The sequence below is a fragment of the Zymomonas mobilis subsp. pomaceae ATCC 29192 genome (assembly GCF_000218875.1).
GTDB lineage: Bacteria > Pseudomonadota > Alphaproteobacteria > Sphingomonadales > Sphingomonadaceae > Zymomonas > Zymomonas pomaceae.
In genome coordinates this window covers 1,006,269-1,028,508 of sequence record NC_015709.1, presented here as the reverse complement: position 1 = coordinate 1,028,508, position 22,240 = coordinate 1,006,269, and the positions used below count along the sequence as shown (strand labels likewise).

19 protein-coding genes are annotated in these 22,240 nt (G+C 42.8%); 7 read left to right on the top strand and 12 right to left on the bottom strand.

The window, feature by feature from the left end; genetic code table 11:
- Nucleotides 1–43: 43 nt before the first annotated feature.
- The gene (locus tag ZYMOP_RS04605) at nt 44–823 is read right to left on the bottom strand and encodes an SIMPL domain-containing protein (protein ID WP_013934192.1); all 780 of its coding nucleotides are present in this window, start codon (nt 821–823) and stop codon (nt 44–46) included.
- Between the two features lie 336 nt (nt 824–1,159).
- Between ZYMOP_RS04605 and ZYMOP_RS04600 the strand changes: the two genes are divergently transcribed.
- Both ZYMOP_RS04600 and ZYMOP_RS04595 read left to right on the top strand, forming a co-directional pair.
- On the top strand, nt 1,160–2,305 hold the full coding sequence (locus ZYMOP_RS04600) for an efflux RND transporter periplasmic adaptor subunit (protein WP_013934191.1): 1,146 nt from the start codon (nt 1,160–1,162) through the stop codon (nt 2,303–2,305).
- Nucleotides 2,306–2,442: 137 nt separating this feature from the next.
- Complete coding sequence (locus ZYMOP_RS04595) at nt 2,443–3,687, top strand: DUF445 domain-containing protein (protein WP_252507397.1); 1,245 nt, start codon at nt 2,443–2,445, stop codon at nt 3,685–3,687.
- On the opposite strand, the gene lgt is transcribed toward ZYMOP_RS04595, so the two are convergent.
- The 3 genes from lgt to rpmB form a co-directional block, all read right to left on the bottom strand.
- A complete protein-coding gene (gene lgt / locus ZYMOP_RS04590; protein WP_013934189.1) occupies nt 3,680–4,546 on the bottom strand; it encodes a prolipoprotein diacylglyceryl transferase in 867 nt (288 codons plus the stop codon). The two genes, ZYMOP_RS04595 and lgt, sit on opposite strands and share 8 nt — an antisense overlap.
- A gap of 217 nt (nt 4,547–4,763) precedes the next feature.
- Nucleotides 4,764–6,212 carry a sugar porter family MFS transporter gene (locus ZYMOP_RS04585; RefSeq protein WP_013934188.1) on the bottom strand — a complete coding sequence of 483 codons (1,449 nt, stop codon included), beginning with the start codon at nt 6,210–6,212 and terminating at the stop codon, nt 4,764–4,766.
- 662 nt (nt 6,213–6,874) lie between these two features.
- Nucleotides 6,875–7,162 carry a 50S ribosomal protein L28 gene (gene rpmB / locus ZYMOP_RS04580; protein ID WP_013934187.1) on the bottom strand — a complete coding sequence of 96 codons (288 nt, stop codon included), beginning with the start codon at nt 7,160–7,162 and terminating at the stop codon, nt 6,875–6,877.
- A gap of 234 nt (nt 7,163–7,396) precedes the next feature.
- On the opposite strand from rpmB, the gene ZYMOP_RS04575 reads away from it, so the two are divergent.
- Both ZYMOP_RS04575 and ZYMOP_RS04570 read left to right on the top strand, forming a co-directional pair.
- Nucleotides 7,397–7,888 carry a nucleoside deaminase gene (locus ZYMOP_RS04575; RefSeq protein ID WP_013934186.1) on the top strand — a complete coding sequence of 164 codons (492 nt, stop codon included), beginning with the start codon at nt 7,397–7,399 and terminating at the stop codon, nt 7,886–7,888.
- Between the two features lie 342 nt (nt 7,889–8,230).
- Nucleotides 8,231–9,565, top strand: a complete 1,335-nt coding sequence (locus tag ZYMOP_RS04570) for a hemolysin family protein (protein ID WP_013934185.1) — start codon at nt 8,231–8,233, stop codon at nt 9,563–9,565.
- A 62-nt stretch (nt 9,566–9,627) separates the two neighbouring features.
- On the opposite strand, the gene ZYMOP_RS04565 is transcribed toward ZYMOP_RS04570, so the two are convergent.
- Together ZYMOP_RS04565 and purD are read right to left on the bottom strand one after the other, a co-directional pair.
- Nucleotides 9,628–10,407 carry a hypothetical protein gene (locus tag ZYMOP_RS04565; RefSeq protein WP_013934184.1) on the bottom strand — a complete coding sequence of 260 codons (780 nt, stop codon included), beginning with the start codon at nt 10,405–10,407 and terminating at the stop codon, nt 9,628–9,630.
- A gap of 215 nt (nt 10,408–10,622) precedes the next feature.
- Nucleotides 10,623–11,876, bottom strand: a complete 1,254-nt coding sequence (purD, locus tag ZYMOP_RS04560; protein ID WP_013934183.1) for a phosphoribosylamine--glycine ligase — start codon at nt 11,874–11,876, stop codon at nt 10,623–10,625.
- Here purD and xseA point away from each other — a divergent pair.
- Together xseA and ZYMOP_RS04550 are read left to right on the top strand one after the other, a co-directional pair.
- Nucleotides 11,875–13,518: an exodeoxyribonuclease VII large subunit gene (gene xseA / locus ZYMOP_RS04555; RefSeq protein WP_049778864.1), complete on the top strand. Its 1,644-nt coding sequence runs from the start codon at nt 11,875–11,877 to the stop codon at nt 13,516–13,518. The two genes, purD and xseA, sit on opposite strands and share 2 nt — an antisense overlap.
- Before the next feature lie 160 nt (nt 13,519–13,678).
- Nucleotides 13,679–14,428, top strand: coding sequence for a PepSY-associated TM helix domain-containing protein (locus ZYMOP_RS04550; RefSeq protein ID WP_013934181.1), 750 nt, complete (start codon nt 13,679–13,681; stop codon nt 14,426–14,428).
- On the opposite strand, the gene ZYMOP_RS04545 is transcribed toward ZYMOP_RS04550, so the two are convergent.
- The 3 genes from ZYMOP_RS04545 to ZYMOP_RS04535 all read right to left on the bottom strand — a co-directional run bounded on the left by ZYMOP_RS04545 (nt 14,425) and on the right by ZYMOP_RS04535 (nt 16,782).
- Nucleotides 14,425–14,730, bottom strand: a complete 306-nt coding sequence (locus tag ZYMOP_RS04545; protein ID WP_013934180.1) for a ribbon-helix-helix domain-containing protein — start codon at nt 14,728–14,730, stop codon at nt 14,425–14,427. The two genes, ZYMOP_RS04550 and ZYMOP_RS04545, sit on opposite strands and share 4 nt — an antisense overlap.
- A 39-nt stretch (nt 14,731–14,769) precedes the next feature.
- The gene (gene hemH / locus ZYMOP_RS04540; protein WP_013934179.1) at nt 14,770–15,771 is read right to left on the bottom strand and encodes a ferrochelatase; all 1,002 of its coding nucleotides are present in this window, start codon (nt 15,769–15,771) and stop codon (nt 14,770–14,772) included.
- A gap of 183 nt (nt 15,772–15,954) precedes the next feature.
- Nucleotides 15,955–16,782 carry an AraC family transcriptional regulator gene (locus ZYMOP_RS04535; protein WP_162094006.1) on the bottom strand — a complete coding sequence of 276 codons (828 nt, stop codon included), beginning with the start codon at nt 16,780–16,782 and terminating at the stop codon, nt 15,955–15,957.
- Between the two features lie 276 nt (nt 16,783–17,058).
- Between ZYMOP_RS04535 and ZYMOP_RS04530 the strand changes: the two genes are divergently transcribed.
- Nucleotides 17,059–18,084: an aldo/keto reductase gene (locus ZYMOP_RS04530; RefSeq protein ID WP_013934177.1), complete on the top strand. Its 1,026-nt coding sequence runs from the start codon at nt 17,059–17,061 to the stop codon at nt 18,082–18,084.
- 83 nt (nt 18,085–18,167) lie between these two features.
- Here the strand turns inward: ZYMOP_RS04530 and ZYMOP_RS04525 are convergent, their stop codons facing one another.
- The 3 genes from ZYMOP_RS04525 to ZYMOP_RS04515 form a co-directional block, all read right to left on the bottom strand.
- Nucleotides 18,168–18,719, bottom strand: a complete 552-nt coding sequence (locus ZYMOP_RS04525; RefSeq protein ID WP_013934176.1) for a Dabb family protein — start codon at nt 18,717–18,719, stop codon at nt 18,168–18,170.
- Nucleotides 18,720–18,953: 234 nt separating this feature from the next.
- Entirely contained in the window at nt 18,954–20,228 is a 1,275-nt protein-coding gene (locus tag ZYMOP_RS04520; protein WP_013934175.1) for a glycosyltransferase family 4 protein, read from the bottom strand.
- A 70-nt stretch (nt 20,229–20,298) separates the two neighbouring features.
- The gene (locus ZYMOP_RS04515; protein WP_013934174.1) at nt 20,299–22,050 is read right to left on the bottom strand and encodes a capsular polysaccharide export protein, LipB/KpsS family; all 1,752 of its coding nucleotides are present in this window, start codon (nt 22,048–22,050) and stop codon (nt 20,299–20,301) included.
- Nucleotides 22,051–22,240 lie beyond the last annotated feature (190 nt).

Genomic DNA, 22,240 nt, shown 5'->3' with positions numbered 1-22,240 from the left:
ATTTTCCGGACCATTACGATCCGGAAAACATGGATTACCTATTTTAACCTAATTCAAAGGCCACATTAACCGTAATGGTAACTGTTTGCTGACCAGAAATGACAGGTGTTTCTGGGGTTGAATCGGCGGTTCTTGATTTAGCCGCCATCAGCATCGGGCGAAGGGGCATGGGTCTGACCAATTGGCCTTCTGAAATCATCATAATACGCTTGACCCGTAGACCGACTGAACGGGCATAAAGATCAGCCCGACTTCTTGCCGTGGTAATGGCTTGTAATCTTGCCTCATCTTCGGCTTTCGCTGAATTAGAAAGAGAAAAATTAGGCCCTTCCAGATCTTCTACATTGGCCTGCACCATTTTATCTAAAATTGAGCCAACGCGACTGAGATCATGAATACGGATTTGTATAGAACTTTGCGCCTGATAGCCGATACGCTGTGGCGTTTTGTTCTGTTCATACCGATAGCGTGGGCTGATATTGATATTGCGTGTTTCGATATCGTCGTTACTGATGCCTGCATTACGGATATTTGCCAGTAAATCGGTCATTTTTTTGGCATTATCGGCCGTGGCATTTGCAGCTGTAGTACCCTCTGCACTTGTCATGGCTGTAATAGTCGCTAAATCTGGGGTCGCTTTTACTTCACCCGTGGCAGCGATCATCAAGGTTGTGCCAGAAGCCGTTATCATTTCGGGTGGCAGGAAGTTAGCACCCATGGCCGATTGTACCATGATTGATGAAAAGGCCGCAGTTACAGCACCGATAGTCGCAATTTTTAGTGCCTTATATTGACCCTTAAAAAAGTATCTGGCTTTCAGCATTATAAAAAATCTCTCTTTTTAAAGTGACATAAGAAAAACGATAAGAATGCTGAATGGTTTCTTAAGATAAAGAATGTTTTTTTCTATAAAACAGGATGTTTTTTTGATTATATTAAAAATATTAAATTTATATTCTGAATATCAAAAATTATATATTTTTAAAGAAGCCTTATACTATAAAAAATGAACTTTTTATAAATATGACTTTCATAGATTATTCATGACATCCATTTTATTCTTTATAAAATAAAGCAAAATATATTTTGATATATAACTACTTTTGATAGAAGGCTTTTTTACCAAAAAGCATCAAGTGAGCTTAGGAAGTGGGGGACGATGACAAATGATCATGATAGCGATGACGATTTCGGTTTAACCGCAGAGGATATTGCAAGGGCAAGGCGGCATCGCCTAGTCATTATCATTCTAGGCACGTTGGCCATAGCGTTTTTGGTTACTCTTATTGCATGGCGTGCCAAAGTAACCGCGCCGGTTCAAATCATCGCAGAACCTGTCCATGTATCGGTTGTAACGCCGACCCAACAATCCGTAACAGGGATGATTATTGCTAATGGTCATTTAGCACCTGCCAAAGAAACCATAGTAATGGCCCCTAATACCGAAGGTAAAATTTTAAAGGTAATGGTTTCGGCGGGCGATATGGTGCAGTCTGGGCAGACTTTAGCTATTATTATGCAGACGCGATCTGATGAAAATGCTTTAGAACAACAGGTTGTCTTAGAATCGCAGCAAGCTGATCTTGCTATTGCTGAAAGCGAATATAAAAGGGCGCAAGCGGCTGGGGATACAGATTTAGCCGCTATTTTGAAGAAGGATTATAACGACGCACAACAACGCCTAAAAAGTAATCCACAAAGTACCACCCTTAAAAAACAGGCTCTTTCTAATGTGCAACGGGTTGTAGCGCCTGTCAGTGGCTTAATTATTTCTAATTCAGCTGAAAAAGGCATGGTGGTTATTCCGAATTCCACTGAACTGTTCCGTATCGCCGATAAAGGCGAAATGCAAATGCAGGCGAGTGTTAAGGAAAAAGATTTACCTGCCATTTCAGGGGGGGCGTCGGCTGATATAAAAATCGCTGGAAATGATAATTATTTCTCTGGGCGGATTTCTTCTATTTCACCTGTTATTGATAACATAACCCATTCGGCTGTGGTTAATATTTTGCTGGATTACAATCCTATTCTAAAAGCGGGATCTTCTGCCGAGGTGCGTATTCGTACGATGCCAATACAGGCTTTTGTTCTACCCGATTCAGCTGTGATGAGTGATGATGGGGGGAATTATGTTTACGTTTTGAGTGAAGGCGATGTTGTTGCAAGACACCATATAACGCTGGGCGTTAAAACACCTGACGGACAATGGGAGGTGTTATCCGGTCTGCAAAATCAAGATAGAGTTATTATTTCGTCTGGCTCAATGGTAAGCCCTGGAGATCGGGTTATCGTCGATAACAAATAAAAAAATTAAAATGGTAAGGAAAAAAGTATTCCTCAATTAAAAGGAATGCTTTTTTCCTGATAATGGTTCTTTTAACCCAGTCTTTTTATAGAAAATTTAGAAGTAGTTCCCATATAGCTGCCATGATGAAATTAAATGTGGCAATAAAGCATATAACAGTAAGCACAGCAGCCACGTTGATTTTAGGGGTGATGGTTGTATTATTTATTGCCGCCCTTGAATATGATCGTTTCTATCCCGGCCATATCTTCCCGGGCTTTGTCGTTGCTTTTGCTGAAGCGGCCATGGTGGGCGGGTTAGCGGATTGGTTTGCGGTTACGGCTTTGTTCCGTCATCCTTTAGGGTTACCTTTTCCGCATACTGCGCTTATTCCTCAAGCCAAAGATCGTATTGCTGCTAATCTTGCACTTTTCATTGAACAGCATTTTTTGCGCTCTATCGTTCTTAGCCGCCGTTTGAAAAATGTGGATGCCAGTCGCTTTTTATTGCGGCTGACGGATGCAACGATTACCCACGATAATGCTTTAAAAAATAGATTGCAGCGTCTTTTACCCAAGTTATGGGCTCATATTGATTACCCGACTTTGAGTGAAGAAATAACTTCTTGGATAATTGATATAGCGCGGCACTCTAAACCTGCCCCTATAATAGGGGATGCCTGTCAAGCCTATTTAGAAAAGGGTACCCATATTACCCTTATTTCTGGGATTCTTCGTTCTTTTGCTGATTGGTTGGCCCATCACGAAAGCATGATTAGAGAAATGGTTAGCGAACGTTCTGGCAGTTTCCTGCGTTGGACTGGATTGGATAATCGTCTAGCGGACAGTATTTATGAGGCAATCACCCGTCTTGTTAATGAGATGATGGTTAATCCAGAGCATCCTTTACGGCTCCGTTTCAATGAAACTTTATTTTCATGGGCTGAGAAAATTCAAGAAGACGCTATTGTTCAAAGAAGAATTGATAAGATTAAAAACACAATGGTTGATAATCCTACCTTTTATCTGGGATTAAGAGAAAAAATAGAAAATCTGACGCGTGAATTTTTCTTGGATAAGCATGAAGATACATCGGCTTCTAAAAGAAGTTTACAATTAAAAGCCTTAGTCGCAGCTTGGGGACGAGCCGTTACAGAGGATGAGCAGATAAAAACCGCTATCAATCGCGCTTTTCGGCGTATTATTGTCGGTGTTATTGTGCCCCATAGCCATCAGATTACCCGCTTGATTACAGATACGGTCGAAGGATGGGACGGCGATATTGTCGCGGGACGTATAGAAAAGGCGGTCGGCAATGAACTTCATTACATCCGCCTTTCTGGAACTTTTGTCGGAGGGAGTATCGGTTTGCTATTACATGCTTTTAATCAGTTGATTAGTTAGCTGCAAAGACCGGAGGTCGTTTAGAAGCGGTCAGAATGAGCCATAAACCGGCTAAAACCATAGGAATTGTTAGCGTTTGTCCCATAGTAAGCCCCCAAGAAAGGGTGCCCAATTGGACATCTGGTTCGCGAAACCACTCAACGATAAAACGTGATAGACCATACCCAACTAGAAAAAATCCTGCGAGTTTACCCGGTTGAAGGCGCGCTTTAGTAGCAAAAAACATACAATTAAGAAAAATAAAAAGAAGAATGCCTTCTAATCCGGCTTCATAAAGTTGGCTGGGATGACGGGGAAGGGGGCCCGCTTGTGGAAAAATAATAGCCCATGGCAGGGTGCTAGGCCGTCCCCATAATTCGCCATTAATAAAATTGGCTATGCGCCCCAAGAAAAGACCAATAGGCGTCGCACACCCAATATAATCTGCTATTCTAAGCCAGCTTAGTCCATTTCTCCATTTAACCCACCAGATAGCCAGAAAAACACCTACCATGCCTCCATGATAGGACATACCGCCTTCCCATAATTTTAGAATTTCGGAAGGCGTGCTGAGCATTGAAGGTTGATAAAAAAAGACATACGCTAACCGTCCCCCTACTAAAATACCTAATGTTGCCCAAAACACGAGATCTTCGGTTTGTATGGGGGTCATAGGAGCACCCGGTTGCTTTAAAAGGAGGAGCACATACCGCCAAGCTAGAAGGATGCCTCCTATATAAGCCAGAGCATACCAATGGATCATAGGGTGAAAGGTTAATCCAAAAAGATGCCAGATGCCGAGGTCAAGGGCGATAGGCGATAATCCTAATGAGTCAAAATGGATAGCGCTTTTCATCCAGTTGATAAAAGCGAATGGCACAGATTACCCTTTCGAAAGAGAATAAAATCAGAAAATTTACTTTACTGAAAAATAGCAGAAAAATAAGCTAATGTTTTAAAGGTTATTCTCAAAATAGAGCAAAATGCTTAGCCTTAAGCCTTATCGAAGGTCTGTAGCGGAAAATGGGTGTATGCTCTTAATAGAAAAAGCCGACCCTCTTCCTTTGGAAAAGGACCGGCTTTTCAAAATTATTATATTATTTGAACAGAGCGATGTGTTTTTTAGGTAAAAAGGTGCCTTCTTTTAAGCTGGTTTCGATTTCTTCAAGACTGCGCCCTTTAGTCTCTGGCACCATGAAGTAGACGAATATAAAGCCTAACGCATTTAAGGCGCCGTAAAACCACATTGATCCCCCAATACCAAGCCAACCCGTCATCGTTAAAGCGGTTGAGGTAAGGATAAGATTGGAACCCCATAAAGTTGCAGCATGTAAACTCGTTGCACGCGCGCGAATACAAAGTGGATAGACCTCTGCGCCAATTAACCAACCGATAACCTGAATACCGCCGGCATTGAAAATCATGAAGCCAAAGAGACAGCTTAAAATTAGCCAACGATGTTCTGATGCGCCCCCTGGTAAGTTAAAGGCAATTCCAAGCGCGATAAGACTAAGCGCGGCAAAGGGCATCATGACAAGAGAAAGACGACGACGACCCACATGATCGACCAGTAATTTACCAAGGGTTGTCATGATTACATAAATTGCAGCCACCCCCAAAGCCGAATAATAGGCCATTTGTTCGGTAAATCCAGAATCCCGTAAAAAAGTCGGCGTATAATAGATCATCATTTCAATACCCGACAGCTGGGTAAAGGCAGCCACCCCTAATCCTGCAATCAGAGCAGGTCGAACCCAAGGTTCACTCAAAGCTTTCCAGCCGTCTTGTGATTCTTCCTTGGTGCGATTGCTGATTTTCTCAATAGAACGCAATTCGCGCGTCACTTCATGGGAAGTCTCTCTAACAGTATCGAGCATATCGCGGGCTTCTTCTACCCGTTCCTGACGCACTAACCAGCGGGGACTTTCCGGAAGCATCATCATAGAACAAAGAAGAACGGCAGCAGGAATAGCGGCAACGCTAAACATCGTGCGCCATGTCCATTCTTCTTGCAAAAAGGCCCCCACCATGCCCGCGGCAAGAATACCAAGACCAATGGAAATATTATAAAAAGTAACCATCCGTCCCCGTTCTGCTGCCGGGGCTAACTCGGCAATATAGACTGGTACAACCTGTGAAGACCCGCCAACAGCAAAACCCAAGATTAAACGGGCGGTGCCTAGCCAAAAAGCAGAAGGGGCAAGACCGGCTGCAATGACGCTGACGCCAAATATTGCGGTAACTATCATGATCATATGACGACGGCCAAGATAGGCAGAAAGGCGGCCGCAGACTAGTGACCCGATTACAGCGCCAAATAGAAGAATACTGGTTATAATTTCTTGTTGATGAGGATTAAGACTAAAATCACGTGCAATATTAATTAAAGCACCCGAAATAATACCCGTATCATACCCATATAGAAAACCAGCAATCGCTGTAACCAGAACTGTTCCCAATAAATAAATTTGTGATCCTATATAATCGGATACTGTATTTCTAACATTGTTCTGGACATTGGTTTCTACTCCTGAATTGTTATTCATATAGAAATATATCCTTGGTTTTTAGCGTCCTTTCGCAAAATATTGTCTTTTAAGAATATAAACTACTATTTAACTCTTTTTTTAATAGTAATTAATATTACCACAACAAGTAATGTTAAGAATAAATAAAATTAAACATCTAATATGTTTATATATTTATTTATTTTAAACCCTATGCATTGTAAAAATGATAGATGGCTTAGACAAAAGGACAGGAAAATTGAAGAAGGGCAATCCTTCCATTTTGTCAGCATTATACATAAAAAATCTTGGAAAGCAAATTTGTTCCAAAAACCTTAAAGGCAAGGATAATTTATAGCGCAGAAATATCTTTTTTTTATATTATAAAAATGAAGATTATAAATCATTTTAAATGCCCATTTTTATACCATATTCCTGTTCTAAATTTTTCTGTGGGGTAGCAAAAAAACGTGCAATTAAGAGGGGTTAAGCGAGCCAGAATAGAGGCGCGCTCTTTTTTTAAAAAAGTAAGAAATGCGCTTCTCATTAATGAGAGCAAAAGAACTTGTTCAAGAGGTAGGACAACACAAAAAAGCGCATACTGAAAGCAGCATACGCGTAAAAAATTTTAAAATTTATCCGGAGCCAGAGTGAGGTAAAAACCTTATCAGTTCTACCGCTCTGGCCGCAACGGAATAAGCTTAGGCAGCCGCACGCTTCTTTGCGATTTCACGCTTTACTTTACGTGCACGCGTAGAAAGCTTTTCGTCCTTGGTCTTTAATAACCAGTTATCCAGACCTCCGACATGTTCAACCGAGCGCAGGCCGTGGGTAGAAACCCGAAGGCTAACACCGGTACCAAGCGTATCGGAAATCAGAGTAACATTCTGAAGGTTTGGCAGGAAAGTCCGCTTCGTCCGATTATTGGCGTGGGACACATTGTTGCCTACCTGGCGGCCTTTGCCGGTCAGTTCGCAAATGCGCGACATTTTCTCTCATCCTGAATGGCCGGGAGGATCGACAGACAGACAGATATCATCCTAAGCCCGTGATCATTCCCCTATGGAAAGCATCGGCGGATAGCTTGCCTTGCCGGATTCGTCAAGCAAGGAAGGCGTTTCCGCGCTATTTAATGGGCTGATATAGCAAATTTATCAGCAGATGCTATGGTTTTTTATGACATTCTTCAACTGATCTTATATTAACGCTCTAAAAAGACTAAGATGGACAAAAGTATTAACCCTTTTCCTTTACCTGAACCGATGTGTCTTGCTCTTTTAGAAGCGCGAAAAGCAGGCGAACAAGGGGAGGTACCTGTCGGGGCTGTTGTTACGCTGTATGGGAAAATAATCACTTCGGCTGCTAATGCCATGCAACCACCTTTTACAGATCCCACAGGGCATGCCGAGATAAGAGCATTAAGACAGGCGGCGGCTATTTTGGGTAATAGTCGCCTTGAACAATGTGATTTATGGGTGACGTTGGAGCCTTGTGCGATGTGTGCAGGCGCTATCTCTATAGCCCGTATTCGCCGCTTATATTTTGGGGCTGATGACCCTAAGGGAGGCGCTGTTCTTTATGGTCCTCGGTTATTCTTCCAGCCTACTAGTCACCATCGCCCTGAGATTTACAATGATTTAGGCGGTCGAGAGGCAGCCGAATTACTTCGACATTTTTTTCAGAAAAAAAGACAAAAAAAGAGCGTTTCTTCTTGATTATGAAGATAACAGACACTGAAAAATTTTAAAACGATTGGGTTTGTTGCTTTAAAATAGAAAATTATAGATAGGTTGTATTGGTAACTTTATAGCATTGTTATACTTTGCTGATAAAACAATGCATTATAAATGTTTTTAGGTGTTTTTAAGATAAAATTATCTCATTTTTAGTAAAATAAATTCTATTGCAGATTCTATAATGGCCATTATAAATTGAGTATTGTTCCAGTAAAACTGGAAAAACTGTTTATTAATTTTTTTGGCCTGTGCTGTTTATTTTCTATTGTCTTGATATAAAAGAAAAGGCATGAAGAACATCATTTATATATTTTTAGAACCGTGACACCACACCCCTCCCTAACAGCTTTTCCGTGGCATGATTGCCTGCTTCTTGTAGCGCTGATTGCGTTTAACGGCCTATTCGCTATGTCCGAATTGGCTATCATTTCTTCCCGTCGGCCAAAACTGGAAGCGATGACCCAAAAGGGCAATCTGATCAGGGGCGCTAAGGCGGCCTTGGCTTTGAGTGCCCATCCCGGACGTTTCCTTTCCACGATGCAGGTAGGCATTACAGGGATTAGCACCCTTGCCGGTGCTGTTTCGGGGGAAACCCTAGGCGGCCCTATCGGGGAGCGACTGGCTTTATTGGGTGTTCCTAATGCATCGGTATGGGGTTTTGCTGTTGCTATTGTCGTAACGACCTATTTTTCCCTTATTTTCGGGGAGTTAGTACCCAAACAAGTGGCGTTACGGGCCCCTGAACAGATTGCGGCTGTTACTGCGCTTCCTGTCTTATGGCTTTCTCGGATTACGGCACCGGCTGTTTGGCTACTTGATAAATCGAGTGCGATTGTTTTCCGTTTGGCTGGTATGGATCGAGAGACCCATAATCAGGTTACCGCAGAAGAAGTTCGACTAACCATTACAGAAGCCTTTCAAGCGGGTGTTATTGAAGAAAATGAACGTCAGATTATTTCGGGCGTTATCCGTTTAGCTGATCGGCCTGTTCGTGAGATTATGACACCACGAACCGAAGTCGGATGGTTGGATATGAATGCCGATGTTCCGACTATTTCAAGAAATCTAGCTTCTATGCCTCATAGCCGGATGCCTGTCGCTGTTGGTTCGGTCGATAATATTATCGGGGTGGTTCATTCTCGTGATATTGTTCGCGCCTTAATGCGGGGCGAAAAATTAGACCTGAAACGTTTGATGCGCTCGGCCCCGGTTGTCCCAGATCAAACGACCGTTATGGCTGCTTTGGATAGCCTGCGTCTGGCAGAAGTGCCTTTGGGGATGGTTCATGATGAATATGGCCATTTTGAAGGCGTGGTAGCCCCAGCTGACTTATTAGCGGCCATGAGTGGTCATTTTGTCTCTGATGCTGGGGGTAAAAACGATCCGAGCATTATTGAGGATAAAGATGGTCATTATATCATTTCAGGTTCATTATCGGCAGATCAGATGGCCGATAAGCTGAATTTTGAACTGGATGAAGATCGGGATTATGCCACCGTGGCTGGTTTTGCACTTTCTGTCCTGCGTCATTTGCCAACTGTAGGGGAACGTTTTTCGGCCCATGACTGGCAGTTTGAAATTTTAGATATAACGGGTCATAAGATTGAAAAAATTGGTGCTTCTCGCGTTGCGGATCACGCGTTAGAACATGTTTAACTAAAAAGCCGGTAATGGATACCGGCTTTTTGAAGAGATAATTTTCGTTTCCAATTGCATTTTTAGCGATGAAGCGCACCAAACTTGGCTTCAAAAGCTTCGATATTATTGTCGGCTAATAATTGAGCCTGTTCTACCCAATGTTCGCGCTCGATACGGCCGCTGAAAGCCCCCATTTGCGGATCAATACGGAGAATATCTTCTTGGCTCCATGCCGCAATCTGTGAAAAACGGTTGATCCCCATTCCTATCAAAATTTTGTTTGCCTTGGGGCCTAGGCCTTTGATGAGCGTTAACTTATCGGCTGTTGCACTATTGCTGTCTGTCGGGACAGTGGGCGTGTGAACCTCTGCCTTTATATCTTTTTTAGCTTCTACTGCTTTTTTAGGCGCCTGCGTGTCCGTTATGGGCGAGGATTTTATATCATCTTTTTTGGGGCTTTCTTCTGAAGACTCTGTCTCTGGTTTTTTGACAGGCGTTTTCGTTAAAGGCGGTGTTGGCTCGACTGGTTTGACCGTATCTTCTGAGACAGGCGTCGCAGAAGTCAATTTTTTATCGGAAATAACCTCTTTAGAAGAAGGCTTTGTTTTATAAGCTTCTGATGGGGAAGCCTTTTCCGAAACAACAGGCTGCTTTTCTTTTTCTGCCAAGGGTGAATTTTGATAGGCCGGGGGTTGAACAACGGGCTCAAAGGTTCGCTGAAGCTTAGGGGGTTGGGTATCTTGCTTTTCTTCTGTGACTTTTATCGGTTTTTGGCGACGGGTTGCCAAAAAAGCGACAATCACAGCGATGGCGAGAACGACAACCAGCGCCCCCAGCGCAATCAGTTGGGTTGTGGTCACGTTATTCTACTCCTTGAACATCAAAATAGAGGGTAAGTTTGCTATATCTGCTTCATAGTTAGGGATATTCTGTTGAATAAGAAGGGTGAAGCGCCCTAATTCTTTTTCTGAAAACCAAGAATACTAGTCTTGTCGTTTTTATGGGTCATTTTTTGATAGGGGATATTGAAAGATAGCCTCTGTTAGGAAAAACAAAGGCTATCCATTACCAACTTTTATAATCCGATATCCTTCCGCCAGAAGCCATCAGGATAATCAATGGCCGCAACTGCCTGATAGGCCAGTGCCCGCGCAGATTTAAAGTCTTTAGCCGTGGCGGTAACATTTAACACCCGCCCACCATTGGCTTTCAATATCTCTCCGTCCAGTTTTGTCCCAGCCTGAAAGACGATCGCGCCCAATTTTTCAGCATCTTCTATTTTTTGAATAGAGCCCCCTTTGACAGGCGATGCCGGATAGCCTTTTGCTGCCATAACAACGGTCACCGCATGATCCGATGAGAAGCGGGGCGCAGGTTGTATTTCTAATTGCCCCTGAGCTGCGGCATAAAATAATGGTAAAATGTCGTCTTCTAATCGTAACATCAGTAACTGGCATTCTGGATCGCCAAGACGCGCATTATACTCGATCAATTTTGGCCCTTCTTTTGTGAGCATAAGGCCTGCATAAAGAATACCAATAAAAGGCGCGCCTTCTTGTTTCATGGCCTGAACAGTGGGCACAATAATGCGTTGCATCACTTGCTGTTCAATATCGGCTGTAAGACGGGTCGCCGGACTATAAGCCCCCATACCGCCCGTGTTGGGACCCGTGTCGCCATCCCCTACACGTTTATGATCCCGCGCTGTTCCAAAGGGATAGACATTTTGACCATCGCTAATCGCAAAAAAGCTAGCCTCTTCCCCTTGCATAAATTCTTCGACGACAATTTCTAAGCCTGCTTTTCCAAAAGAGCCGGCCGTCATTTCGTCAATCGCGGTTTCCGCTGCTGTCCGACTTTCAGCGATAATAACGCCTTTTCCCCCTGCAAGGCCGTCTGCCTTGATAACCACGGGTAAGCCAAAATCGTTAAGTGCCGCTTTTGCCTCAAGGGCATTACGGCAACGCTGATAGCGCGCTGTTGGAATATCGTAGCGGGCACAAAGGTCTTTCGTAAATCCTTTTGAACCTTCTAACTGGGCGGCGGCTTTGTCCGGCCCAAAAGCCGCTATATCTGCCGCTCTTAAACTGTCGCCAAGGCCATCGACCAAGGGCGCTTCCGGTCCGATAATCACCAAATCGACTTTATGGTTTTTACAAAAATCGACGACAGCCTTATGATCGGTTACGATAAGGTCTGCTGGTTTTGCCAGTTTAGCAATACCGGGATTGCCTGTTGTGGCGTATAATGTATCAAGTGAAGGCGACTGGGCGATTTTCCATGCTAAGGCATGTTCGCGGCCTCCGGTTCCGATAAGCAGGACGTTCATGAACTCTTTCTCTTTTGATGGCACGCATTTGATAGACGACTCCGGTGAAACAGACAATGTTCGTGCTTTTTCTGTTTCCGAAATTTCTGGTGCTTTAAAACGCACAGTAGAAAACGCCTTTAGCCATATTCGGGTTAGAGGCGAAATATCTGGTTTTACAAGAGCGGGATCAGGCCATTGTTATCTGGCTTTGAAAGATGACAAATCAGTATTGGATTCTGTTATCTGGCGTGGTGTGGCTTCCCATATTGGTTTCCTGCCTGAAAACGGAATGGAAGTTATCGCAACAGGTCGCCTTACGACTTATGCCGGACGTTCCCGTTATCAATTAGTCATTGAACGACTGGAAATTGCTGGGCAAGGGGCATTGATGGCGCTCCTTGATCGGCGGCGGCGTGCTTTAGCAGAAGAGGGATTGTTCGATCAACAGCGAAAGAAAGCTTTACCTTTCTTACCGCAAGTTATCGGGGTTGTAAGTTCGCCTTCTGGTGCCGTTATTCGTGATATTCTCCATCGTCTGGCTGATCGCTGTCCCTCTCATGTGATTTTATGGCCTGTCCCTGTTCAAGGAGAGCAGTCAGCGGAAAAAATTGCAGCGGCTATTCGTAGTTTTTCTGCCTTAGAAGCTAAGTCTATAATTCCACGTCCTGATCTGTTGATTGTTGCGCGTGGGGGCGGCTCGCTTGAAGATTTATGGGGCTTCAATGAAGAAGTTGTCGTTCGTGCGGTTGCGGAATGTTCAATTCCGATTATTTCGGCGGTGGGGCATGAAACCGATACAACACTTTGCGATTTCGCTGCGGATTTACGGGCCCCCACGCCAACAGCGGCTGCAGAATTAGCTGTTCCTGTCAAAAGTGAATTAATATCCCAGTTGAAGGCGCTTCATTTACGGATGAATAATGCTGTAAATCGCTATTACCATTTATCAAATGAGCGATTGCAGGGCATCAGCCGTCGCTTACCAGCTTCAGAACGATTACTAGCCCCTTTTATGCAACGTTTTGATGATGAAACGGAGCATTTCAAGCGAAGCATGACGGATCGGTTGGCGGTAGCCTATCATAAAATGGCTGCTTGTGCCGCAACTTTGCGACCCGCCCTATTAGTTTCCCGTATTGCCCGTGAACAGGCACGCTTGTCAGCCTGTCGTTTACCTTCAAGACAGCATTTGATTATGCAAGAGCAACGAAAAGTTGTGATCGCGCATCAACGTTTAGTAAGCGCTTATCAGCATAAGCTTGCCCGCACAGCCATGCAGTTGGATTTTATCCGTAACAAGCTGAAGCCTGTTTTACTGAAACGGAGCTGGCAACAAAAATATGACCGTCTGGCGAGCTGTATTATTAAGCCTGATAGAATATCGGCACGGCTTGATACCATGGAGAAAACAGTAAACCAATTATGGCGAATTGCAGAACAAGCGCATCCCGATAAGATTTTGGCAAAGGGTTATGCCCGCGTCGAGAATAAAGAAGGCCAGACTATTTGTAATGCAGAACAAGCGCGCCAGCAGTCCCTGTTAACGCTGATTTTCCATGATGGGACTTTGCCCGTTATACCGTCTGTTATTAGACCGCAGCCATCCCCCAACAAGCTTTCCAAGCGTAGCCCTTCTGACGATCAACCCAATTTATTATAAAGATAATTTTTAAATTTTACTATATTTTAGAATATAGTTATTTAAAAATGTTGTTTTTTTATGTCATATTGTTGATCTTAATATAATTATAATAGTATTTTATTATAATAATGACATTTATTGCCAAATAGTTTTTTTGTCTTTCAATTGGGATGCTTTGATGAGTTTATCCTTTCATAATTCTTCTGCTACAAAAGTGTATCCTAGCCCTGATAAGGCTAAAAAAAAGAAACAGCCTCCTTTTTATAATACTTTAATAAAGCAGGTTCGCTTATGGCATTGGGTGAGTGCTGCTCTTTTCTGTGTTGCAATGATCTTCTTTGCAGCGACAGGCTTTATGCTTAATCATGATGACGGCATTTTTGCCCCCCACATGACCACCACGCAAAGGCGAGCTAATATTCCACCCCAATTGCTTGCGTCTTTACAACAACCCTTAAAAGAGATGTCTCTATCCAAGCCTATAAAAGACAATGGGGACGTTGATTGGAGCCGTCTTACCGCGAATGAAATTCATCAGGCTTTGCCGGATGATGTCTCTAAATGGTTAAAAGAGAATAATTTCCCTGTAAGAAAACAGGCAACATGGACCAAGGATTTTGTTTATTTCATGGCACCCAAATTAGGGGGCCGCGAAAAATTATTGATTGAGCGTGATAACGGTCATCTTCATTACGAATATACGTCCAGAGGCTGGATTGGTTTTGCCGACGATTTACATCGGGGGTCTGGTACTAATGCCGTATGGAAACTGTTTATGGATTTATTAGCCATAGCCTGCCTCGTTTTTTCCATCAGCGGTTTGTGGCTTTTACAAGTTCATGCCAAGAAACGTCCCTCAACATGGCCGCTTGTTATCGCTGGGGTCGTTATACCTATCATCATTATTGTGATGATTTTTCATAGCTAGAATGTTTTAGCCGAAAATTCTTCGAGAAGATTTTTTTTCTGATAATAGAAGAATAACCACACGCGTAGGGCGCTTGCTAAATTCGGAGGAATTTCAGCAAGCATCCTTTCCGCATCAATTTGGGCAATAAGTGCATTAAGCGGTAACTGTTTTTGATAAGCGGCTTGTTCCAATGCATGCCAAAAAATCGGTTCCAAACTAACCGAGGTTGAATGCCCTGCAATCATCACGGAACGCTTGATTGGCCCTTGATAAGGGATTTTTTCAATAGGTGAGTCTGAAGGGGATATAAGCGAAACCATAGTGTCCCCTATTGTAGATCACAGGTTAATCATAATCTATTATTCTTTTATCCAGCCAGATAATGCCTGTTTTATAAGGCTTTCGAGCATAGTTATACCTTCTTCGCTATCATTAAGACATTGAAGCGTTGCAAAATTTTCGCCACCGGATTCGATAAAATTTTGCTGTCCTCTTATCGCAATTTCTTCCAAAGTTTCCAGACAATCTGCAGAAAATCCGGGCATCGCCACCACCAATTTTTTTATTCCCTGTGCTGGAAAATCTTTTAAGATTGTAGCCGTCGCAGGACTGAACCATTTTTGGGTACCGAAACGGGATTGAAAACTAGTAATCACCTTTAGATTTAAAACTTTGCTGAGCGCTGCGCTCGTCGCGATGCATTGGTCATAATAAGGATCACCTTGCTCGCGCGTTTTCACTGGCATACCGTGATAGCTTAACAATAAAGCCTCCGGCACAAAGTCCAAGGCTTCTAATTGCGTTTCAATAGAAGCTTTGAGCGCGTTAATATAATCGGGATGATTGTAATAGGGCGCAAGGCTTCGGAATATAGGTTGCCAACGCATTTTTTGTAAACTGCGATAGGCTTCATCTTGAACAGTAGCTGTGCTGGCGGCAGAATATTGCGGATAAAGGGGGGCTAGCAACAGATGGCGACAGCCTTGCTCTATTAAATGGTTAATCTGATCCTTAATAGAAGGTGCACCATAACGCATAGCATACTCTACGATGATAGAATTAGGCGTTCTTTGCTGTAAAATATGGGCTTGATTTTGCGTGATAACCGCAAGAGGTGACCCTTTTTCTGTCCAGATACTGGCATAGGCATGGGCTGATTTAGGGGCGCGAAAAGGTAAGATAATGCCCCTCAAAATAGGTTGCCATAACAAGGGCGGTATTTCGATAACGCGCCGATCTGATAAAAATTGTCCAAGATAACGGCGAAGGGCTTTGGCCGTTGGAGCAGTGGGGGTACCCAGATTAACAAGTAATACACCTATTTTTTTAGGATTATCTGACAATACGTCTATTTTATTCATTCATGAATTTCTTTTAAAAAAGTAAAAAATAATAATATTATCTCTCTAAAATTGAGAGCTATATTTAGATAGTAAGATTTATATCACATAATATTATTCTGTATAACGTTTGGTATAATTCAATGTTTCTTAAAAATATTAAAATCTTGATTGAAAATAGATGTTGTTTTGTAAGATATAAAATCAAGCATTTTTTATTATAGCGTCTTCTGAAAGGCCGAGTGCTGCCCGTAGATTTTCAGCATCTTTGCGCGGGGAAACACCAAAAAAATGACGGTAATCGCGGCTAAATTGGGAAGGACTGTCATAGCCGACCTGATACCCCACTGTGGCAACCTCTGATTCTGGCGCGATTAACAAAGAACGCCCTTGTTGTAGTCGGATTTGTTTTTGGAATTGTATTGGGGATAAGGTCGTAACCATTTTAAAATGACGATAAAAAGAGGCTGAACTCATATTAATCTGTTGTGCTAACGTAGGAATATTGAGCTTTTCGGTATAATGCTGTCTTATCCATGCTACAGTCTGAGCAATGCGAGTAATATTACTATCTTTCAGTCCGATTTGACGCAGTAGAATAGCTTGTTGTCCATCTTTAATAAGGTGCCATGTAATTTCTTTTTTAATCAAAGATAGTAAGACAGGTCTATCTTCAGGTTTATCTAAAAGAGTCGTGAGGCGAAGAAGCGCATCTATCATTTCTTCCTTTAATGCACTAACGACTATACCCCTGACCGCTTGGTCTTTTATAGAGATTTTAGGTTGATACTGTACTAATAATTCGGCGATGAAGGCAGGCTCAATCGTAAGACATAAGGCGATATAGGGATCTTTTGAGGTTGCCTTGGTAACTTTAGCGATCGTTGGAAGCTCCATTGAGGCAATCAGATATTCGCCTGCCTTATAGTGGAAGCTTTCCCTTCCAAGAGTAACGGTTTTTTCGCCCTGCAAGATAACACAAAATGCGGGATAGCTTACTAAGCGTGCGGGGTGGATAAGCCGTTTTTTCAAGAATAAGACCCTCAATAGGGGGTGTTCGCCCATATTTTTGCCATTGTCGTTCGGTCTGATTTTTTAAAAGCGTCAATCGGTCACTTGTCATCACCTTAAATTACCGCCTTTTTAAGAATGAGAGAAATCCTGCATTATGATAGAATCGTGCAAGACTATGCGAGGATCGCGGATCTCCTTTTTTTAGAACAGTATTTATAGTGATAGCCAGATCAAAGGCGAGGGACATGAAGACCTTACCTTACATTAAAAGAGTCATTCGAAAAGAGGACTGTCATGCACTATAAAACTTTGGGTAATACAGGTCTGATGGTATCTGAACTGTGTCTTGGTACTATGACTTTCGGCGCTGGAGAAGGATTCTGGGGTGATATATCCGGCGTTAATCAAGAAGGCGCGGATCTCTTGGTTAAAACAGCTTTTGATGCAGGCATAAATTTTTTAGATACTGCCAATGTTTATTGTGGTGGGCAATCCGAGCAAATCTTGGGACAGTCTTTACGCAATCTGGGGATTGCCCGCGAAGAGACCGTAATCGCCAGTAAAGTGTTTGGCATCATGGGAAAAGGCCCTAATGATAGGGGTGCCTCGCGCGGTCATATTATGACTGCGATACAGGCGAGTTTAAAGCGAATTGGCACGGATTATATTGATCTTTATCAGATACATGGTTTTGATAGTCATACACCGATAGAAGAAACGCTTGAAGCTTTGAATGATCTCGTAAAACAGGGCTATATTCGTTATATTGGTCTTTCTAACTGGGCGGCATGGCAGGTGATGAAGGCAGTTGATATTAGCCGTTATCGTGGGTTGTCGTCTATTGCTTCTTTGCAGGCCTATTACACTATTGTTGGGCGTGATTTGGAACGTGAAATCGTCCCGATGCTTCTTTCTGAAAATGTAGGGTTAATGGTTTGGAGCCCTCTGGCGGGAGGCTTTTTATCCGGTAAATATAAGGCCCATGCGCAAGGTGAGAAAGAAGGCCGCCGATCTGATTTTAATTTCCCGCCGGTTAATTTAACGCGTGGTTACCCTTTATTAGAGGTGATGCGAAAGGTTGCTGAGAAACAGGATTGTTCTGTTGCTGAAATAGCTTTGGCATGGTTGCTTCATCAAAAAGTTGTAACCAGTATTATTATCGGTGCTAAACGTCTTGATCAGCTTCAAGATAATATTGGTTCGACGAAGATAGTTTTAGATGAAGAAAGTCTTGAAATGCTGGATAAAGCAAGCCAGCTAGACGCAGAATATCCGGGGTGGATGCTTGAACGACAAGGTCAATATCGACAATTCGATTAAACTTATCTGGAAAATGGGTCTTTGCGTATAAGGTATAATTTCATACGGAAAGACCCATACTATAGGGCTGTTCCCAGAAAATTTTAAGCAGGTTTCTTACTTGTTACGCTAAAATCAAAGACGACCGCTTCTGCTAGGAAGGGGCCTGCAAATTGTTTAAATTTTTCATGAGCAGCATCAAAGAAAGCGGGATCTTTGACAAGCGGTTGCCCGACATAATAGTTACGGTCACCTTCAGAATTAAAGGTAACCAGATACCCTTGTTCTAAACCTAAATCTGCATTCTCACCGCTATTTTGTGCGCCGGTTTCAATCGAAACGACAACGGATCGGCCATCAGGACGACGCGATAATGTAGCTAATGCCAAAAAGTGTTCTGTGACTTTTTTCCGTTCTACAGCGGTAGTCTGTTGATTGAACCGGAACATGACGACATGCCGGACTAATCCCGGTCTAAAATCAGGGGACGTAAATTGGGCTTTTCCGACTTCGTCTAATAGTTTTTGTGCTGTTACAGCGGCGTGACTTAATGATTTTACTGGCTCGACTTGTCCCTGCGCCATCGTTGCCCCTTGCGTTATACAGGCTGTTATAAATACTATGCCTAAACAGGCATGTTTTGGCATTATTTTCATTGATACCTTATCTTTTAGACTTATGCTAACCGACTGCTAACCGACTGCTAACCGACTGCTAACCGACTGCTAACCGACTGCTAACCGACTGCTAACCGACTGCTAACCGACTGCTAACCGACTGCTAACCGACTGCTAACCGACTGCTAACCGACTGCTAACCGACTGCTAACCGACTGCTAACCGACTGCTAACCGACTGCTAACCGACTGCTAACCGACTGCTAACCGACTGCTAACCAGCGATGACTGCAAGCACTTTTCGCATATGGTCTTGCCATAAAATAGGATGCCATCCTTTTAAACGCATAACTTGCGTCTGACGACGTGGCGAAAATGGCGCCATATAATCGGTAATAGCTTCTTCCCAAGAACTGCCATTAAGGGGATCAATATAGTCCGCCATATTACTGCTTATTTCACGATAAACGGGCAAATCGCTGGCAATGACGGGTAATCCATGTCGTAAAGCTTCGGCAATGGATAGGCCTTGATGGGTAAATATTGATGGTTTTAATAAGGCCCTTGCCTGTAATATTAGCTGATTTAATATCTGATCGTTACAGGCGCCTAGAAAATGAATATGTTTCTGAAGAACGGGGTTCCGCATAAGCATGGACTTTAGACGCAGATTTTCGCCTTTATCTTGACCAACAATCAATAAGTCAGGGGTTTTTTCTGCCCACCGGCTGATTAATCGCTTCCAAATGGCAAACAACATTTCGTAATTCGTGCCATCATGAATAGGGCCTATACAGAGAAAATAAGGTCTTTCCGGCTTATCACTTTTAGGCTGAATGGGCGGGTTTTGCTTTGTCGGCGCGCTTACCATGCCATCAGCACCGAGGGGAACAGTTGTTATTGGTATAGTACGGCCTGCTTCTGCCATGAACGGCAAAAAGCGATTACGCGTCGCTTCGCTATCAGAAATAATACAATCTGCATATTGCGCGATATTTTTTAAGCGGCGTTGCAAACGCTGAAATTGTTGTGGTTTTATATATTCAGGATAATCCAGCGCTTCGGTGTCATGGAGAAGACAAACAAAACGCGCTTGTTCCTTTTGAATAATGTTTTTGATAGTCGTTCCATCATCTAAGTGATGGGGTGAGCATTGTAAAAGAATTCGGATGCCATTCGTTGCATTGAAACGATGCGGCCATAATTTAAATAAAGCCTCTACCCGATTAAAGGCTAATTTTAACGGACGATGAAAACTTTGGGTGTTGGCTTTCTGCCATTCTTTTTCAGTCTGCTCTATCAGCTTAAGAACAGCGCCTTGTGATAAATGACCATAATGCCCCACATTATTTAACCGCCCAAAGGATATTCTATCAGAAAACCATCCTATAAGAAGCTTTGCCCAAGCGATTTCAATACGGCTGATACCATCAGGGACAAATCCACACCGAGCCTGTTGTGTTAACCATGAGAGATCAAGAATAATCTCTCCATCTTGGGAATCATTTTTGCTGTCCAAGGCCTGATCTGAAGAACTCGTTTCTGCCATCAATCATCCTTATACCTTGCCAGGCTTACCTATGATCTAATATTGTCCAGTATTTCAAATTTATAAGGGTTTAATGCCGATACCAAGCTATTATTGAGCAAATCCTGCCTTGAAGCTGACGTAGTCTTGTTACCAATGTCATTTTGGCCTTGGGTGTTTTTATCAGTCTTTCTATCAGAATTTCCGGTGAACAGGGCATCCCCGTTACTGGATCGAGATAGCGCGGATAGAGAATAAGTGTCACGGCTGCAAGCTCTGTTAAAGTCAGACAGCGTTTTCGCCTATTCGGGATAACACCAAGATCATGCGTTAATCCCCATCCTGCATAAAATGGTATCCCATGGCAAACCACTTCACAGCCCCGTAGTAAGGCTTCAAAACCAGCCAGCGAAGTCCAAACATGGATAGCATCTATCTGGTCAAAAAAAGCATTAATAGGATAATTTCGGATGATTACATCTGCATATTGCTCGACTTCCTCTTGAGCGACAAACCCTTTCCGGTGGCCTGCTTCTACATCAGGATGCGGTTTAAAAATAATATAGCTATCGGGTTCGGCGTTTCTTACCCGACACAATAAATCCAGATTGCCTTTTACATCGCCCCCGCCCAACTTGACGGAACGGTCATCTTCTACCTGTCCGGTTACTAAAATTTTGCGGCGCCCTTGGGGAAGATCGAGTTTTCCCCTTGTTCTATCTCCCATATATTTGCTGATGCCAGCCGCTTTAATCTGCGCTATCAAATTTTCGGCGCGCTCTAAGAGTAAAGGTGAAAAATCAGTTTCATTGAATAAGGTTTCAATATCAGAAGGATGATTGGGATCGTAATAAATGCCTTGTTTATCAACTACGATTGAAAGAGGTGGATGCAAGCCACTACCCAATCCCACGGATCGGATAAAACCATCTTCTACTTCGTCAATATGACCTTCTTTTTTTAAAACTTGTTCTCTCAATCCTTTCGGTTCACGCGAAGGCCATAGCGCAATAGTATCTTTTGGTTTTTCAAGATAAGATAAGGCCTTCGCCGTTTTATTCGGCATGGCTAGGGGCGTAGTCTCTCCAGACCATAGAAAGCTGCGAATAGCTTGTTTTTTCCACCATGCCATGCCGCAAGCCGCCTTAATAGGACGGTTACTTTCTATTATTATTCGCCAATCGATAAGCTGTTTGATGGCTTCTTGGGGGGATGTCGATTGTTTTGTAAAAATATCATAATATTCCGTTTGTTGGATTAATAACTGATTTATCCACTGATCGAGTATTTGTCCGTTGGGATTAGAAAAAGGGGTTTGTGTTTTCGTTTTCTCAGAAAATTCAGTGAGGGGAATATTCCCTAAAAGGGCAATTAATCCAATATCAATGTAGAGATTATGCTGCTTGCTGATAAAAATTTCATGGGTCTGGTTTAATAGGCTCCACGGGTTGAAGTCGCCCATGTGAATCGTTCTATCTTTTTTTCTTAATTTTTGGGCAATAGGTTTGATTTTCGGGTGATCGGGCAACAGGAAAATATCCCCCTCCATGGGACGGACGTTCTCTTCAAAATAAGCTATCTCGACTGTATCCTGCACCATAATGGCTCGCCTTTTAATAGACGAAAAGGGCATGGACGGTGACCAGAAATTACCGCCTACCTGTGATTTTAAAAGTTGTTCCTTCAAAATCTGAATATGCTGTTTTTCGTCAGCTGAAAGTGAAGATGTAAAATCGGTTTGCTGAAAGGTTTCTACTGTTATTTTTTGTTTTACAAAGTCTTGGATAACAATTTTCGCATGAGGAAAGGGAGGGGGACGCAAAAAAGGCAAAAGTGCTGGCATTTTTTTTCCATGAAGCCGATTTATTACAGCCTGTTGTTAGCCATTAAGAGCAAAAAAAAACAAAGGAATATTTCAAGAAATTGTGACGGTCATCTATTTAGATTTGATGATTATAAATTATAAAATTTATACTTATTTTCAATGATTAAGATAAATTTTTGACAAATATCTCCTTCTGTTTTCTCCAATA